The 15,196-nt window shown below is 63.0% G+C and carries 16 protein-coding genes and 1 tRNA gene; 10 read left to right on the plus strand and 7 right to left on the minus strand.

All coding sequences use genetic code 11. The annotated features are described in order from the left end of the window. Both ACK5L9_RS14705 and ACK5L9_RS14710 read right to left on the minus strand, forming a co-directional pair. Positions 1-2,021 (minus strand): AAA family ATPase (locus ACK5L9_RS14705; RefSeq protein WP_416912220.1); only part of this gene is annotated, 2,021 nt, incomplete at its 3' end. A 137-nt stretch (positions 2,022-2,158) separates the two neighbouring features. Continuing rightward, the gene (locus tag ACK5L9_RS14710) at positions 2,159-2,422 is read right to left on the minus strand and encodes a hypothetical protein (protein WP_416912222.1); all 264 of its coding nucleotides are present in this window, start codon (positions 2,420-2,422) and stop codon (positions 2,159-2,161) included. Between the two features lie 103 nt (positions 2,423-2,525). Here ACK5L9_RS14710 and pyrF point away from each other — a divergent pair, with 103 nt between their 5' ends. Together pyrF and ACK5L9_RS14720 are read left to right on the plus strand one after the other, a co-directional pair. Then, the gene (gene pyrF, locus ACK5L9_RS14715; protein ID WP_416912223.1) at positions 2,526-3,218 is read left to right on the plus strand and encodes an orotidine-5'-phosphate decarboxylase; all 693 of its coding nucleotides are present in this window, start codon (positions 2,526-2,528) and stop codon (positions 3,216-3,218) included. 52 nt (positions 3,219-3,270) lie between these two features. Then, complete coding sequence (locus tag ACK5L9_RS14720; RefSeq protein WP_416912224.1) at positions 3,271-3,987, plus strand: hypothetical protein; 717 nt, start codon at positions 3,271-3,273, stop codon at positions 3,985-3,987. A 112-nt stretch (positions 3,988-4,099) separates the two neighbouring features. Here the strand turns inward: ACK5L9_RS14720 and ACK5L9_RS14725 are convergent, their stop codons facing one another. From ACK5L9_RS14725 to ACK5L9_RS14740, 4 genes are all read right to left on the minus strand, one after another. After that, positions 4,100-4,522, minus strand: a complete 423-nt coding sequence (locus ACK5L9_RS14725; RefSeq protein ID WP_416912225.1) for an NUDIX hydrolase — start codon at positions 4,520-4,522, stop codon at positions 4,100-4,102. Positions 4,523-4,535: 13 nt separating this feature from the next. After that, positions 4,536-4,799 (minus strand): NfeD family protein, encoded by a 264-nt coding sequence (locus tag ACK5L9_RS14730; protein ID WP_416912226.1) that lies wholly within the window; start codon positions 4,797-4,799, stop codon positions 4,536-4,538. Beyond that, positions 4,796-5,662, minus strand: coding sequence for an SPFH domain-containing protein (locus ACK5L9_RS14735; RefSeq protein WP_416912235.1), 867 nt, complete (start codon positions 5,660-5,662; stop codon positions 4,796-4,798). Before ACK5L9_RS14735 ends, ACK5L9_RS14730 begins: the two co-directional genes overlap by 4 nt. A gap of 63 nt (positions 5,663-5,725) precedes the next feature. Continuing rightward, positions 5,726-6,592 (minus strand): N-formylglutamate amidohydrolase, encoded by an 867-nt coding sequence (locus tag ACK5L9_RS14740; RefSeq protein ID WP_416912227.1) that lies wholly within the window; start codon positions 6,590-6,592, stop codon positions 5,726-5,728. A 162-nt stretch (positions 6,593-6,754) separates the two neighbouring features. Here ACK5L9_RS14740 and ACK5L9_RS14745 point away from each other — a divergent pair. The 5 genes from ACK5L9_RS14745 to rpsO all read left to right on the plus strand — a co-directional run bounded on the left by ACK5L9_RS14745 (position 6,755) and on the right by rpsO (position 9,566). Continuing rightward, positions 6,755-6,829 (plus strand) — tRNA-Val (locus tag ACK5L9_RS14745). A gap of 80 nt (positions 6,830-6,909) precedes the next feature. Then, positions 6,910-7,035, plus strand: coding sequence for a type B 50S ribosomal protein L36 (ykgO, locus tag ACK5L9_RS14750; RefSeq protein ID WP_028725484.1), 126 nt, complete (start codon positions 6,910-6,912; stop codon positions 7,033-7,035). Positions 7,036-7,130: 95 nt separating this feature from the next. After that, complete coding sequence (locus tag ACK5L9_RS14755) at positions 7,131-7,634, plus strand: DUF1643 domain-containing protein (protein ID WP_416912228.1); 504 nt, start codon at positions 7,131-7,133, stop codon at positions 7,632-7,634. 96 nt (positions 7,635-7,730) lie between these two features. Next, positions 7,731-8,633: a calcium-binding protein gene (locus ACK5L9_RS14760; protein ID WP_416912229.1), complete on the plus strand. Its 903-nt coding sequence runs from the start codon at positions 7,731-7,733 to the stop codon at positions 8,631-8,633. 663 nt (positions 8,634-9,296) lie between these two features. Next, positions 9,297-9,566: a 30S ribosomal protein S15 gene (gene rpsO, locus ACK5L9_RS14765; protein ID WP_416912230.1), complete on the plus strand. Its 270-nt coding sequence runs from the start codon at positions 9,297-9,299 to the stop codon at positions 9,564-9,566. A gap of 72 nt (positions 9,567-9,638) precedes the next feature. On the opposite strand, the gene ACK5L9_RS14770 is transcribed toward rpsO, so the two are convergent. Then, the gene (locus tag ACK5L9_RS14770) at positions 9,639-10,916 is read right to left on the minus strand and encodes a DUF4041 domain-containing protein (RefSeq protein ID WP_416912231.1); all 1,278 of its coding nucleotides are present in this window, start codon (positions 10,914-10,916) and stop codon (positions 9,639-9,641) included. Positions 10,917-11,090: 174 nt separating this feature from the next. Between ACK5L9_RS14770 and deoC the strand changes: the two genes are divergently transcribed. From deoC to ACK5L9_RS14785, 3 genes are read left to right on the plus strand one after another with little or no spacing between them, the layout of a single operon-like run. Then, entirely contained in the window at positions 11,091-12,041 is a 951-nt protein-coding gene (gene deoC / locus ACK5L9_RS14775) for a deoxyribose-phosphate aldolase (protein ID WP_416912232.1), read from the plus strand. A 7-nt stretch (positions 12,042-12,048) separates the two neighbouring features. Beyond that, complete coding sequence (locus tag ACK5L9_RS14780) at positions 12,049-14,385, plus strand: aldehyde dehydrogenase family protein (RefSeq protein ID WP_416912233.1); 2,337 nt, start codon at positions 12,049-12,051, stop codon at positions 14,383-14,385. Positions 14,386-14,428: 43 nt separating this feature from the next. Beyond that, complete coding sequence (locus ACK5L9_RS14785) at positions 14,429-15,160, plus strand: hypothetical protein (protein WP_416912234.1); 732 nt, start codon at positions 14,429-14,431, stop codon at positions 15,158-15,160. The last annotated feature ends 36 nt before the right edge of the window (positions 15,161-15,196 follow it).

The raw sequence follows: 15,196 nt of genomic DNA on the forward strand, positions 1-15,196 counted from the left end.
AGGATCACCGCATAGGGGCGCCGCCGCACGGCCTCGGTCAGGACGCCGCCCTCGTCATAGCCGACATAGCCCGGAGGCGCGCCGATCAGTCGCGCCACGGAATGTTTTTCCATGAATTCGGACATGTCGATGCGGACCATCGCGCTTTCGTCGTCGAACATGTATTCGGCCATGGCCTTGGTCAGTTCGGTCTTGCCGACGCCGGTGGGGCCAAGGAACAGGAACGAGCCAAGCGGGCGGTTCTCGTCGTTCAGCCCTGCGCGGGCGCGGCGGACCGAGCGCGAGATCGCGGTGACGGCCTCGTCCTGACCGATGACGCGCTTGCCAAGGATTTCCTCCATCTTCAGCAGCTTGTCGCGTTCGCCCTCCAGCATCTTGCTGGTCGGGATGCCGGTCCAGCGTTCGACAACCTCGGCGATCTGTTCGGGGCGCACGGCCTCTTCGACCATCAGCCCGTTGGCCTCGGCCTCGTCCGCCGTTTCAAGCTGCTTTTCCAGCCCCGGAATGATGCCATAGGACAACTCGCCCGCGCGGGCCAGATTGCCCTCTCGCTTGGCCTGCTCAAGTTCGGCGCGAGCACGGTCAAGCTGTTCCTTCAGATGGCGCGAACCTTCCAGCTTGTCGCGTTCGGCCTGCCAGCGGGCGGTCATCTCGGCGCTGCGCTGTTGCAGGTCGGACAGATCCTTTTCCAACCGCTCCAGCCGGTCGCGGCTGGCGGGGTCGTCCTCTTTCTTGAGGGCCTCGGCCTCGATCTGCATTTGCAGGATCTGGCGATCCAACGCGTCCAGTTCCTCGGGCTTGCTGTCCACCTCCATGCGCAGGCGGCTGGCGGCCTCATCCACAAGGTCGATGGCCTTGTCGGGCAGGAAACGATCGGTGATATAGCGGTTCGACAGTTCCGCAGCCGCGACCAGCGCCGCGTCGCTGATGCGCACGCCGTGATGCAGTTCGTATTTTTCCTTGATGCCGCGCAGGATGCTGATCGTGTCCTCGACGGTGGGCTGTTCGATCAGGACCGGCTGAAAACGCCGGGCCAGAGCCGCGTCCTTTTCGATATACTTGCGGTATTCGTCCAGCGTCGTCGCGCCCACGCAGTGCAATTCGCCCCGCGCCAGCGCTGGCTTGATCAGGTTCGCGGCGTCCATCGCGCCATCGGTCTTGCCCGCGCCGACCAGCGTGTGCAATTCGTCGATGAACAGGATGATCTCGCCTGCGGCGGTCTCAATCTCTTTGAGGATGGATTTCAGCCGTTCCTCGAATTCGCCCCGGTATTTCGATCCGGCGATCAGGGCACCCATGTCCAGCGCCATCAGTTTTTTGTCACGCAGGCTTTCGGGCACGTCGCCGTCGATGATGCGCAGTGCCAGCCCCTCGGCGATGGCGGTCTTGCCGACGCCGGGTTCGCCGATCAGCACCGGGTTGTTCTTGGTGCGGCGTGACAGCACCTGCATGGCGCGGCGGATTTCCTCGTCGCGGCCGATGATGGGGTCGATCTTGCCCTGTTCGGCGGCCTCGGTCAGGTCGCGCGCATATTTCGACAGCGCCTCATAGGTATCTTCGGCGCTGGCACTGTCGGCGGTGCGGCCCTTGCGGATGTCGTTGATCGCGGTGTTCAGGTTCTGCGCGCTGACCGCCCCGGCCTCAAGCGCGTCCTTGGCGTTGGTGTTCACCATCGCCAGCGCCATCAGCATCCGTTCGGCGGGAACAAAGCTGTCCCCGGCCTTTTTCGCGACCTTTTCCGCCTCGTCCAGCACGCGGACCATCGAAGGGTCCACATAGACCTGATTGCCCGAACCGGAAACCTTGGGCAGTTTCGCCACCGCCTGATCAACCGCCTCTTTTACCCGGCGCGCATCCCCGCCCGAGCGGTTGATCAGATTGGCAGCCAGCCCCTGATCGTCGTCCATCAATGCCTTCAGCAGATGTTCGGGCACGACCCGCTGATTTTCCTCGCGGATCGCAATGGTCTGCGCTGCCTGCAAAAAGCCGCGCGACCGTTCCGTGAACTTTTCCATGTTCATCGGCATGTTCTCCTTTTCACTAGCCCCCGTGTCGCGGACGCCCTGATGCGGCACGTCGCGGTTCGGGTCTTCGAATAACAGATGGGGGTGTTTCGTGGTGCTTTCAAGCGCCCGTGCCGCGCGAAGCCAAGCTGTCCCTAAAGGCGGTTGCGCAACTGTTTCTTGCATTCGCGCGGGCCGTTCGCCTCGCGGCTATAGGCGGTCACTCCGCAATGCCCGCAGCGAAATTCCTGCAGGCCATGTCGTCCGCCAAGCGCGGTCCAGCGGCATTTCCTGCGGTTGAAAAGCCGATGATAAAACGGGTCCAGCCGTGTTTGCAGTTGTGCCTGCGCCCGGTCTCTGGCCCAGAGGCGCCAGACCACAAGCGCGGCGATCGTCAAAACTGCAATCAGTAACGGCATGGCTGGATAACCCTGTTTTGCCGGTTATGCCCGCTACGGTGCGCCTTTTCAACAGCGGCGGTTTCGTGCGATCAGGATACTGCTTCGACGAAAGGAAATTACGATGGATGACCGGCTGATTGTGGCGCTGGATGTGCCGGATGCCGTGGCGGGGCTGGAACTGGCGGGCAGGCTGGGCGATGCCGTCGGCTTTTACAAGATCGGGCTGGGGATGCTGACCGGCGGCGGGCTGGCCCTTGCAAACGAGTTGAAGCAGGATCACGGCAAGCGCGTCTTTTTGGACATGAAACTGTTCGACATCGGTGCCACGGTCGAGGCTGCCGTACGCGGGCTGGCGCGGTTCGACCTGGATTTCCTGACCGTGCATGGCGATCCGCATGTCATCCGTGCCGCGAAAGAGGGCGCGGCGGGCAGCAGCCTGAAAATCCTTGGCGTGACCATTCTGACCTCGCTGGAGCGCGCCGACCTGGATGCGGCGCTGATCCGGCCCGGCGATCTGCATGATCTGACCGTGGAACGCGCTGTCCGCGCCTTCGAGGCCGGGGCGGACGGGATCATCTGCTCGCCGCGCGAGGCGGCAGCGATCCGCGCCCTGCCGGAGTCGCGGCTGATCGTGACGCCAGGGGTGCGGCCCGGCGGGGCGGCTCTGGGCGATCAGAAGCGGGTCGAAACCCCGGCCAGCGCCATCGCGGCGGGGGCCGATCATATTGTTGTCGGCCGCCCCGTCTGGCAGGCCGCCGATCCCCGCGCCGCTGCGCAGGCGATCCTGCGCCAGATGGCCGGTGCGCCGGGTTGACCCTTGCCGCCGGTCAAGGCACCCTCGCCGCAGCAGCAAAGGGATGTTCATTGTGGCTGGTTCCTGCGAGCAAGAGAATAACGATCTGGTGTTGTCCTTCCTGTCGCTCCGCCGCGCGATCGGGGTTCTGGGCCTGTTCCTGCCCTTTGCTCTTGCGCTTTACGGGCTGGCGACCGACGCCGTTCTGACCAGCATGTCGGCCTATTACTATTCCCCCATGCGCGAAGTCTTTGTCGGCACGCTTTGCGCGCTGGCCGTGTTTTTCTGGAGCTATGAGGGCTATCGCAACGCCGGGGCCGAGGTGATCTCGGACAAGGGGACGGCGCGGGTGGCGGCGGTTTCTGTCGCGCTGGTCGCGCTGGCACCGATCGGGCGGGGGGCAAAGCTGCCTGCCGATGCCCGGCCCGAGTCGGGCTGCACACTGATCGAATGCCTCCTTGGTGCTCAGGCGACGACCGTGCTGCATATCGGCGCGGCGGGCACGTTTTTCGGGGCGCTTGCGGTCTATTGCCTTGTGCTGTTCGTCAGGGGCGGCGATGACAGCAGCGAGAAACGGGCGGCAAAGGTGATCTATCGCGTCTGCGGCGTGCTGATCATCCTGTGTATTGTTCCGGCGGGGTTGCTGGAACTGACCGGGCTGGATCAGATTTCCCCGCCTGCCACGATTTTCTGGCTGGAGGCGGTGGCGACAGTGGCATTCGCGGTAAGCTGGCTGGTCAAGGGGCGGTCCGCGCGGCGGCTGGTCGATGGGGTGGCAAGCATCTGTTAGGCGGCACCCGACAAGGTTATAGCTGACGGAAGCCAATTTGATCATCAAATTGGCGCAGCATCAGCGTAAAATCAAATGGTTATAGCCTGACAACATAATCAAAAGAAAGTCGTCAGGCTATATAAGCCAGCATCCTGCGGATCCGGTCGGGGAAATGCGGAACGGCGCGGGGATGTGCCAGATATTCGGCGATGGGCATCATTTGCCATTCCTGCCCCTCGTCGCCAAAGCGGATCGCGGCGATTTCGGTCTGGCTGATCGTGCCGAGAAACAGCCACGAGGTCATTCCCGGCACGGCATGCGCGGGAAATTCGCGCCCGTGCAGCCGGTCGGGGGGCAGGCTCAGCCCGAATTCCTCGTGCAATTCGCGCAGGGCGCAACCGACGGGCGTTTCCTGCCCCTCGCGCCCGCCGCCGGGCAGATCCCAATGGGCGGGAAAGGGGATATGGGGCAGGTCATCGCGCAGGCAGGTCAGTAGTCGGCCGTCCCGGATCAGGATCAGCTTGGCACCGTGAAAGGCCCTGTCCTTGCCCAAGCCCGCCCCCGGTTCACTCGTTGATGTCGCGATCCCAGATGCGTACCTGTCCCTTTCGAACGCCACCCAGACGGCGCATGGCCAGCCAGATCGCCCCCGACAGGATGGCCGTTACCACAAGGGTCACGGGCAGGCCCGCCGTCCACCATCCGGTCAGCAACAGCAGCCCCATCATGCCGACCGCACAGGCAATGCCCAGAAAGACCCAACCCGGCGCGAACAGTTCAGTTATGGCCAGTAACAGAGCCATAACGATCCATATCCAGCCATTCATCATGATGACCGTCCTTTCAGCAGATTGAAGGCATCGGAAAAGGCGTCAAGCGCGGCGGTGGGCAGGATGACCGTCTGCTTGCCATTGCCCTGACCGACCTGTGCCAGCGCCTCGACCTGTTTCAGGGCAACCTGATATTGCGCGGCCTCAAGCCCGTTCTTGGCGATGGCCTGGGCGATGGCTTCGGTGGAATAGGCTTCGGCATCGGCGAGGATGCGCTTGGCCTTTGCCAATTGCTCGGCGGCATAAAGTTCGCCATCGGAAGCCAGCTCGACGGCGCGGCGCTTGCCCTCGGCCTCGGTCACTTGCGCGCGGCGGGCGCGTTCGGCGTTCAACTGTTGCAGCATGGCGGCGCGGGTGGCGTCGTCCAGATTGACGTCCAGAATTTCGGCGCGCGTCACCTCGATCCCCCAGTCATCGACGACATTGGCCAGCGAATCGCGGATGCGTTCGATCAGCGAGGCGCGGTTCGACTGCACCTGATCCAGTTCCATCGTGCCGATCTCGGACCGGACGATCCCGGCCACGGTGGTGGCGATGGCGGCGTCGATGTCGCGGATGCGATAGACGGTCTTTTCGGGTTCGATGATGCGATAGAAAACGCTTGTTTCAACCTGCACCAGCACGTTATCGGCGGTGATGGCGTCCTGACGGCTGGAGGGAAGCTGACGTTCGAGGACCGAAATCTTGTGGGCCACCCGGTCGATGAACGGAACGGTGAAGTTGATGCCCGGCCCAAGGACGGCGCGCAGTCGGCCAAAGCGTTCGACGACATATTTCTGCGACTGCGGAACGATCCGCACCGCAGTACTGACGGCCGCAAAGATGACGATGGCCAGCACGATCAGGCCGAAATTCGCGTCGATCAGAAGGCCGATAATGGCTGGAATATCTTGCACTATACTCTCCTTGAAAGATGGGGATACGGGTTACTCTGCGGCGATGCTGCGATTTCCGGGTTCATCGGTTGCCAATGCCGCAAGCTTGCCGATGACCCGGGCCAGCCGCCCGGCGAAAAGATCGAAATCGGGGCGCGGGCTGATCGTGGCCTCGTCCATATAGAGGGATCTGTCCACCTCAAGCTGGATGACATGGATATTCTTGCCGGGGCGGCCATAGGTTGAACAGATATAGGCACCCGAGAAGGGCGAGTTGCGGCGAATGCGCCAGCCCTCGGCCTCGATGGCGGTGGCCACGGCCTCGGAGACGCGGGCGGCGGCGGACAGACCATGGCGGTTGCCCAGAACCATGTCGGGGCGCGGACCGCTGAGATGGTTCAGCGCGTCGCGCGGCATCGAATGCATGTCGATCAGGATGGCCTGCCCGAACCGGGCGCGCGCCTCGGCGATCAGGGCGGCCAGCGCGTGATGATAGGGCCGCCAATAAGCCTCGATCCGGCGGTCGGCCTCGGCCCGGTCGATAGGGCGGTCGTGAATCACCCGGCCATGCGCGACGACGCGGGGGATCACCCCCAGCCCGGCCAGCGTACGCTGGTTCAGCGGATGGCGCGGCACGCCGCGCACCACCAACGGGTCGATTTCATCGGCGCCACGGTTCAGATCGACGATGCAGCGCGGTATGCGGGCGGTCAGCGTCACCGCCCCGAAATCGACCGCGCAGGCAATCAGCCGGTCCATGAACGCGTCCTCGGACGAGCGCAGAACCTCGATCGGCAGGGTGGTTTCGTCAAGGAACCAGCCGGGATATTCGCTGCCGGAATGCGGCGATGCAAAGATGACGCCGCTCGCCCAGTTGGCGGGCCGCGTCAGTTTGACTGGCAGCTCTTGCTCGGTCACTTGGTCTTTTCCCTCGGCGTTCGGCGCTTACAGCATGTATATAGGACAGATAATATCAACCCAATAGGTCTTGAATCCCGTGTTCGGCACCTATATAGACACCGCACCGAGGCGGTTCAGCCAGCATTTTATGCATAAAATGCGGCAGAATCACAACGGCACGGGCGGTTAGCTCAGCGGTAGAGCACTACGTTGACATCGTAGTGGCCACTGGTTCGATCCCAGTACCGCCCACCATTTTTCGCCGCCCCCGGCCTGTGTCGGGGGTGTTTCGTTTTCCAGGCGGCTGCGACGCGCCGCAACGATGGAGAAAACCGATGAAGGTTCGCAACTCGCTGCGCTCGCTCAAGAGCCGGCATCGCGATTGCCAGATCGTGCGCCGCAAGGGCCGTATCTATGTGATCAACAAGACCAACCGCCGGTTCAAGGCCCGTCAGGGCTGATCTGCGGGTTCGTCGGCCATGGCTGGCGGGATCACAACGAAGACGAAACAACCCGCCCTTGTCGGCGGGTTTTTCATTTTGCGGACGGGGTGCGGATGATCCTGCGGCAATATCAGGATGACAGGGCGCGGTCCGAGGCGTTGTATTCCGGTTGCGGGGCCTATCGCTATGCCCTGACGCGGGACTGGGCGGGCGGGCCGCGACTGCTGTATGTGATGCTGAACCCTTCGACCGCGGATGAGCGCCGCAACGATCCAACGGTTGAACGCTGCGAAAGGCGGGCGCGGGGTTTGGGGTTCGGGGCGTTCCGGGTGGTGAACATCTTTGCCTTCCGCGCCACCGATCCGCGCGATCTGAAGGCGGCGGATGAACCGGTCGGGCCGGAAAATGATCGCGTTCTGTCCGAGGCGGCGCGATGGGCCGACCGCATCCTGTGCGCCTGGGGCGCGCATGGGGCGCATCGCGGGCGCGGGGCCGAGGTCGGGCACCTGCTGCGGGGTCTGGGGTGCGAATTGTGGCATCTGGGCCTGACCGGCGCGGGCCATCCGCGCCACCCGCTTTACCTGCCCTATGCCCGCCAGCCGCAGCCCTGGCATTAACCTTTCATTCAGATAACGCTTCGTTAACGCCATCGCGACGGGGTACCTTTGCCGGGATTGGTGCGTCATCCGGCGCGCGCGACCGGATGAGGTGCAATGTTTGTCTTGGCGGGAATGTTGGGGGTGCTGCTGGCCGGGCTGATCATCGACTTTGGCGTTTCCGACGATCCCGAAACGACCGAGGATGACGATCTGGCCCTTGGCAACGGCTACAGCGCGGTCCCCGACGATGACGAGCCTCAGCTTCCGCCGATCATGCCCGATCACGAAACCGGAACCATATCGGCGATTTCCTGCGAAGCCTTCACGGGCGGCGTTGCCGATACCCCTCTGGACTGGCCCGATCCCCATCCCGAGGGCGCGCTGACGGGGGATGCCGACGCGAATCTGCTGATCCTGCCGGGGGGCAGCGATCTGCGAGGCGGAGGGGGCGCTGACATTGTTCGTGGCGGGGCTGGCGATGATTCTCTGGCGGGCCAGAACGGTAATGACACCATTCGCGGCAGGGCTGGCGATGACACGATTTTCGGCGGCGCCGGGAATGACAGGCTGACCGGCGGAGCGGGCGTTGACTGGATTTCCGGTAATGAAGGCGACGATACTCTGGTTTCAGGAGGGGGTGCCGACGATCTGGATGGTGGTGGCGGCGACGATGTACTGATCGGCAGCGACGATCCCGACCGGGTCTGGATGCATGGCGACGAGGGAAATGACCGGCTTGTGCCCGGTGCCGGGGATTTCGCCGAGGGGCTGGCCGGGGCCGACACTTTCGTCCTGCGGGGCGCGCATGACGATCTGCCCGTAATCGCCGATTTCGATCACCGCGAGGACCAGATCGAACTGCACATGCCCGACAATGTTGCGGATAACGCCCGGATCGCCCTGCGCCCGCAGGCCGATGGCGGCGTGGTCATTCAGGTAAATGGCGCATCGGTCGGCCGGCTGTTGCAGGGCGACGGGCTGACGGTCGAGGATATCGTGATCGTGCGCCAGATGTGACGGCCGGGTCAGGCGCTGCTTCAGAAGGTACTGTCCAGGGATCCGAACCTCTTGCAGATTCGGATTCACGAAAATCGCCCGCGAGAAACAGGCTGCCATCCGGCTTGACGGGTCCGGTGGCGGACAGGGGCACGCCCTGCCAACATTCGCACCGATACTCAACCGCGACCAGAAACCGTGAAACCCTCCCGAAATGCGGCATCTTCTTGCAGGTTTTCTATCTGTCCAGCGAATGAAGGCTTCTGTCAGCTATACCTTGCAGCCCGGCCCAGGCACCCGCCCCGGATGCGGTGACGGCCGCCCCGTTTGGTTGACACATTCCACGAGGAAACCGATGTGCCGCTGTCCGCAAGGACGACTGCCTCCGGGCGGGGGATAAGGGTCATGTCGTTCATAATTGCACCTGTTTTTAAAAAAAATGGAATTGTGATTGAGCGGTCCCGAGTCTAACGGACCTGTCATCAGGGACAGGCACGCGGTGCGGTCCATTCTGTGCGCTGAAACACGAAACGGGAAAATATCCGTCGCGGCGCTTTTCTTTTGCCGCGAATCCCTTTAATGACGCGCATCCGTCGGGCTTTGACCGGGCGGCTTCTCCATGGGCCTGTGCTGGACGACATCCCGGCCTGCGCCATAACCCTTTGATCTGAAAAGGAGTCCCCGATGTCGATCACTGTCGAGGAAAAGAACCGCGTCATCAAGGAATTTGGTGCCAAGGAAGGCGATACCGGTTCACCCGAGGTGCAGGTCGCGATCCTGTCGTCGCGCATCGCCACCCTGACCGAACATTTCAAGACCCACAAGAAGGACAACCATTCGCGTCGTGGTCTGCTGAAACTTGTCGCGCAGCGCCGCAAGCTGCTGGACTATCTCAAGCGCAAGGATGAGGCGCGCTACACCGCGCTGATCGCCAAGCTGGGCCTGCGCCGCTAAGCTTGTCGTTCCGACGAAATACATACGCCCGCCGCAATTGCGACGGGCGTTTTTTCTTGTGCGGCGGTGCTTTTATTCGGCGGCTGCGACCAGTTTAAGCACTGGCATCGGTTTTTTTCCGGCAAGGGTCTGATGCCATTCGCGGGCTTCGCGGTCGGCTGCGAAACTGGCTTCGGGTGCAAGCCCGGTCAGGGCGGACTGAATCTCGGGGGCGCTGACGGCAAAGAACTCGCGGCTGAGGTTGCAGGTATTGATGCGGCGCGATGCGAAATGGCCGTGCAGGGCGTCGCGCAGGGCAGGGGCGTCGTCGCTGTGGATCAGGGCGTGCAGGTCGAAATCGAAGGGCACGTTCACATCATCGAATTCGCGCAGCCGCTGTTCGGGATTCGAGCGGCGGGTCATGCCGATCATGAACACGTCCTCGCCAAATGCGCCGACATTCGACAGCACATAGACATAGCCCTGTTTCAGTTCTTCGGCCATTGCGCGGGCCTGATCGGCCGCGTTTTCCGCCCTGGACAGTTCCGCCCGCAATTCGGCGATGCGGTCGTCGTTCGGAACCGGCGAGGCGCGCAGCTTTTCAAGCGCCAGACGCAACTGTCCCGCCCGCCTTTCGGCAATGGCCGCCTCGTTCTGCAAGCGCCTTTCGTCGCGCTCGGCCTGAACCACCTCGTCACGTTCGGCACGCTCGGCTCGCTGCTTTTCGCGCAGCTCATGCGTCAGCCGCAGTTCTTCCAGCCGCAGCGCGACATAATCGCCGTTCAGAACCAGATTGAATGCGGCGTTATCCTGATCGATCTGGGCCGCCGCGACGGTGATGCGCAGCTCCATCGCGGCGGCGTTGTTCCAGGCCATCCCGGTCAGAGCGGCATCGCAGGCGTGGTTGAATGCGCGCAGGCCAAGCCTGATCTGCCCCGAGACATCGCCGATAGCCGGGTCGGGACGGTGCAGGATGGCGGCATGATCGGCGATCATCTGCCTTTGCTGCAACTTGATCTGGACCAGTCGCTGTTTCAGCTCCTCGCTGTCGGCAAATCCGAATTTCGGTTCGTACAGCCCGACCGAAAGATAGGACATCCGGTCATCGAAGATGGCGATCTGATCCTCCATCGCCTCGATCGAGTCGCGAAGCCGCGCCTGCGTTTTGCGCAACTCGTCTGGATTGTTGCGTGCCGACCAGCCGATCATCCGTGTGGCGGCGTCGCGATAGCGTGCCCCGAGTTCGTCGATTTCCTGCCGGTGCTGCCGGCGTATCGTGTCAACCTGTCTGCGGGACCGGAACCAGAGCACGGAAAACAGCAGCGCACAAACAAGCCCGACGATTGCCGCGGTTATAGTGGGTTCCATCATGTCACCTTTGTTGTGATGTCCGGATCTAGCGCTGTGCGAGTGCGATTTCCACTATTCGGGTGGACATATTCCGCGCGCGCGAGCATTGCCGCACAGGCCTTTCCGACTGCCCTGTGGCTTGTCGGAGGCGGGTTCCGGCGCTAGCGTGACGAAATCTGTCTGGTCGAGGTCAGAATGAACGCGATGCACCGAAATCCCGGTACCGAACTGCGCACCGACTGGTTTGCCGCTCAGCGGATCAACACCCCCGCGACCGAGCGGCGGGCGGCCTCGTTGCCTGCGCGGCGCAGTCTGAAAAAGGAATGGCAGGCGGCATGGCTGCTGAACGCGGTGCGCTGCATCGATCTGACCACGCTGGCGGGCGATGACACCGAAAACCGGGTGGCGCGGCTATGCGCCAAGGCGATGCAGCCCGTCGCGCCCGATCTGCTGGCCGCGATAGGAGTGGCGGGGCTGACCACGGGCGCGGTCTGTGTCTATCCGACGATGGTTGCAGCGGCAAAGCGCGCCCTTGGCAATTCCGGTGTTCCGGTGGCCAGTGTCGCGACCGGGTTTCCCGCCGGGCTGATGCCGCTGGATCTGCGTCTGGCCGAGATCCGTTTTGCCGTCGATCAGGGCGCGGACGAGATCGACATCGTGATCACCCGCGCCCATGTGCTGCGTGGCGACTGGACGGCGTTGTACGACGAGATCCGCGCCATGAAAGAGGCTTGCGGGGCCGCGCGGATGAAGGCGATTCTGGCGACGGGTGATCTGAAATCGCTGGAAAATGTCGCCATGGCCAGCCATATCGCGATGCAGGCCGGGGCCGACTGGATCAAGACCTCGACCGGCAAGGAAGCCGTGAACGCGACCTTGCCCGTGTCGCTGGTGATGTGCCGCGCGATCCGTGACTATGGCGCGCTGTCGGGGCACCGTGTCGGGTTCAAGCCCGCAGGGGGGCTGCGCACCGCAAAGGACGCGCTCAACTGGCAGGTGCTGATGCGCGAGGAACTGGGCCGCGACTGGTTGTCGCCCGACCTGTTTCGCATCGGGGCCAGCAGCCTGCTTGGCGATATCGAACGCCAGATCAGCCATCATGTGACGGGCCGCTATGCCGCGTCCTATCGTCAAGCCATCGCCTGAGGGACCAATGACCAGCGTGAGCGACATCATGGAAAGCATGGAATACGGTCCCTCGGTCGAGGACAGCGCCACCGTCAGGGGCTGGCTGGCGGGGCATGGCCGCTTTGGCCATTTCATCGGTGGCAGGTTCACCGCGCCGGGGCAGGTCTTTGCCACGCGCGACCCCTCGACCGGCGAGGCGCTGGCCGAGGTCACGCAGGGTACGGTTGACGATGTGGCGGCGGCGGTCAGGGCCGCGCGCAAGGCGCAAAAGGGATGGGCGGCGCTGACGGGCGGGCAGCGGGCGCGATTCCTGTATGCCATCGCCCGGCATGTACAGAAACGCGAACGCTTTCTGTCAGTGCTGGAGACGCTGGATAACGGCAAGCCGATCCGCGAAAGCCGGGACATCGACATTCCGCTGGTCGCGCGGCATTTCTATCACCATGCGGGTTGGGCCGAGTTGCGCGACAGCGTCTTTCCGGGCCATGCACCCCTTGGCGTTTGTGGCCAGATCATTCCGTGGAACTTTCCGTTGCTGATGCTGGCATGGAAGATCGCGCCTGCGCTGGCGGCGGGAAATACGGTCGTGCTGAAGCCCGCCGAATACACCCCGCTGACCGCGCTGGCCTTTGCGGAAATCTGTCAGGAAACCGGCCTGCCCGCCGGGGTGGTCAATATCGTGACCGGTGACGGCAACACCGGCGCGGCGCTGGTTCAGGCGGATGTGGACAAGGTTGCCTTTACCGGCTCAACCGAGGTTGGCCGCGCGATTGCCGGTGCTCTGGCCGGGACGGGCAAGGGGCTGACGCTGGAACTGGGCGGCAAGTCGCCCTTTATCGTGATGCCCGATGCCGATCTGGATGCCGTGGTCGAGGGCGTGGTCGATTCGATCTGGTTCAATCAGGGGCAGGTTTGCTGCGCCGGTTCCCGCCTGCTGGTGGCCGAGGCCGTAGCCCCCCGGTTCGAGGCGCTGCTGAACGCCCGGATGGCGCGGCTGCGCGTCGGGCCTCCGCTGGACAAATCGACCGATATTGGTGCGATTGTCGATCCGGTTCAGAAGGACCGGATCCTGTCGATCTGCCGCGCGGCGATGGATGCCGGGGCGGAACTGGTGGGCGGGCAGGCGGCTGATGGCTGTTTCATCGCCCCCGGCTATCTGAAAAACATCGCGCCCGCCAATCCGGGGATGGAACGGGAAATCTTCGGCCCCATCGCCACCCTGTCCACCTTTCGCACCGCTGATGAGGCGATCGAGCTGGCGAATAATACGCGCTACGGTCTGGCGGGTTCGGTCTGGTCGGAAAGCGCCACGGTGGCGACCGATCTGGCGGCGCGGATCAAGGCAGGCGTGCTGTGGATCAATTGCGCGAATATCTTTGACGCCGCCGCGCCCTTTGGCGGCTGGCGTGAAAGCGGCTTTGGGCGCGAAGGCGGCGCTGCTGGCATGCTGGATTATCTGGCGGAACCTGCGGTCAAGCCCGCAAAAGAGCCCGCGCCATCCGCACCCGTCGCGGTAACGGGCGGCGCTTCCGGCAAGGGCTGTGGCATTGACCGGACGGCCAAGCTGTATATCGGCGGGGCGCAGAAACGTCCTGACGGCGGCGCGAATTACGCGGTGCCGGGGGGGCTTGCGCCGCTTGGCGGGCGCAAGGACATCCGCAACGCGGTCGAGGCTGCGGCCAAGGCCGGAAAATGGGCGGCAATGGGCGGGCACGGCCGCGCGCAGGTGCTGTATTACATCGCCGAGAATCTGGCCGCGCGGGCGGGTGAATTTGCCGCCCGGATCAGCAAGCCCGAGGTCGAGGCCGCCATCGCCCGCGCCTTCCACTATGCCGCATGGGCCGACAAGTTCGATGGCCGGAACGTGCAGGCCCGGCCTGCGCATCTGGTGAATGTGATGCCCGAACCTTATGGCGTCATCGCGATTGCTTGCCCGAACGCGCAGCCTCTGGCCGGGTTCATGTCGCTGGCGATGCCTGCGATTGCCATGGGCAACAGCGTTGTCGCGATCCCCGCGCAGGACGATCCGCTGGTGATCTGCGATCTGTATCAGGTCTTTGACACATCCGACCTGCCCGCCGGAGTGGTCAATATCGTGACCGGCGCAAGGGACGATCTGGCCCCGGTTCTGGCCGCCCATGACGAGGTCGCGGCCATGTGGTATTGCGGCGATCAAGCGGGGCTGACGGCGGTGGAACGCGCGGCGGGCGGCAATCTGAAACCCGTCTGGTCGCCGCCCCATCGCGACTGGACCGGCCCGCAGGCGCAGGGCGAGGGGTTTCTGCGCCATGCCACACAGACCAAGACGATCTGGCTGCCCTATGGCGCGCTGCCTGCGGGCAGCGGCGGCGGGAAATATTGACTTTCTGGAACTGGAAAAATAGGCTGAGGCGGTATTTTATTTTGTGTTTTATTTTATTTTGTGGTGTTTTCCTGTGTTGAACCTTTGCCATATCAGTTGCGTCGCGGCGTTGTTCGCCATTATGGTCACAGCGGATATTGCCGCCTCCGAAGAAACAGGCGGCCGGACCTGTCCTGACAGTGGCCCGAGGGTCGATTTCTTCGTTCAGACAAGCAGAACGTCACAGCCTTTTCCGGTCAGCGTGCCCAAGGCATTTCTGGACCCGTCGTTCCGGTCGCAACCGGGCTCGGTGCGGGATAGCCTTTTGCTGGACGTCGATGCGCGCGGCTTTGTGCCCTGGGAAGATGGCGATCAGGAACACAATGTCAGCCTGCTGGTCACGGAATACCATGTCATGAGCAGGTTGGCGCAATCCATCGCGCAAATCTATTCAGGCGCAAGCCTGACCTCAAAGTTCAAATATCCAGTTCGATCAGCCCCGTATCAACTTGACGAACTGGAGTTTGAAATGGGTCCAACGGGCTATCCCGCCTCCAACATCTTTATAGCGTCGCAGGATTTCAAGACCGACGATCCGGACGGAATCACCGATGTGATTATTTGTGTCAAGGAAGGTGAGAGGCCTTTTCCGATCTGTGAGCATTTCATTGATATCCCTCTTGCTGACATGAAACTGCACTATCGCCGCAGTCATTTGAAAGATTGGAAAACTTTGTCTGCGCAGGCCCGGGCGTTTTGGGACTGCGCCACAATATTTGAACCTGATAGCAAGTAAGGAAGTATCATGCCAAAGCCATTGACCGCCGCTCGC

Source organism: Paracoccus sp. (in: a-proteobacteria), from assembly GCF_047973135.1.
Lineage (GTDB): Bacteria > Pseudomonadota > Alphaproteobacteria > Rhodobacterales > Rhodobacteraceae > Paracoccus.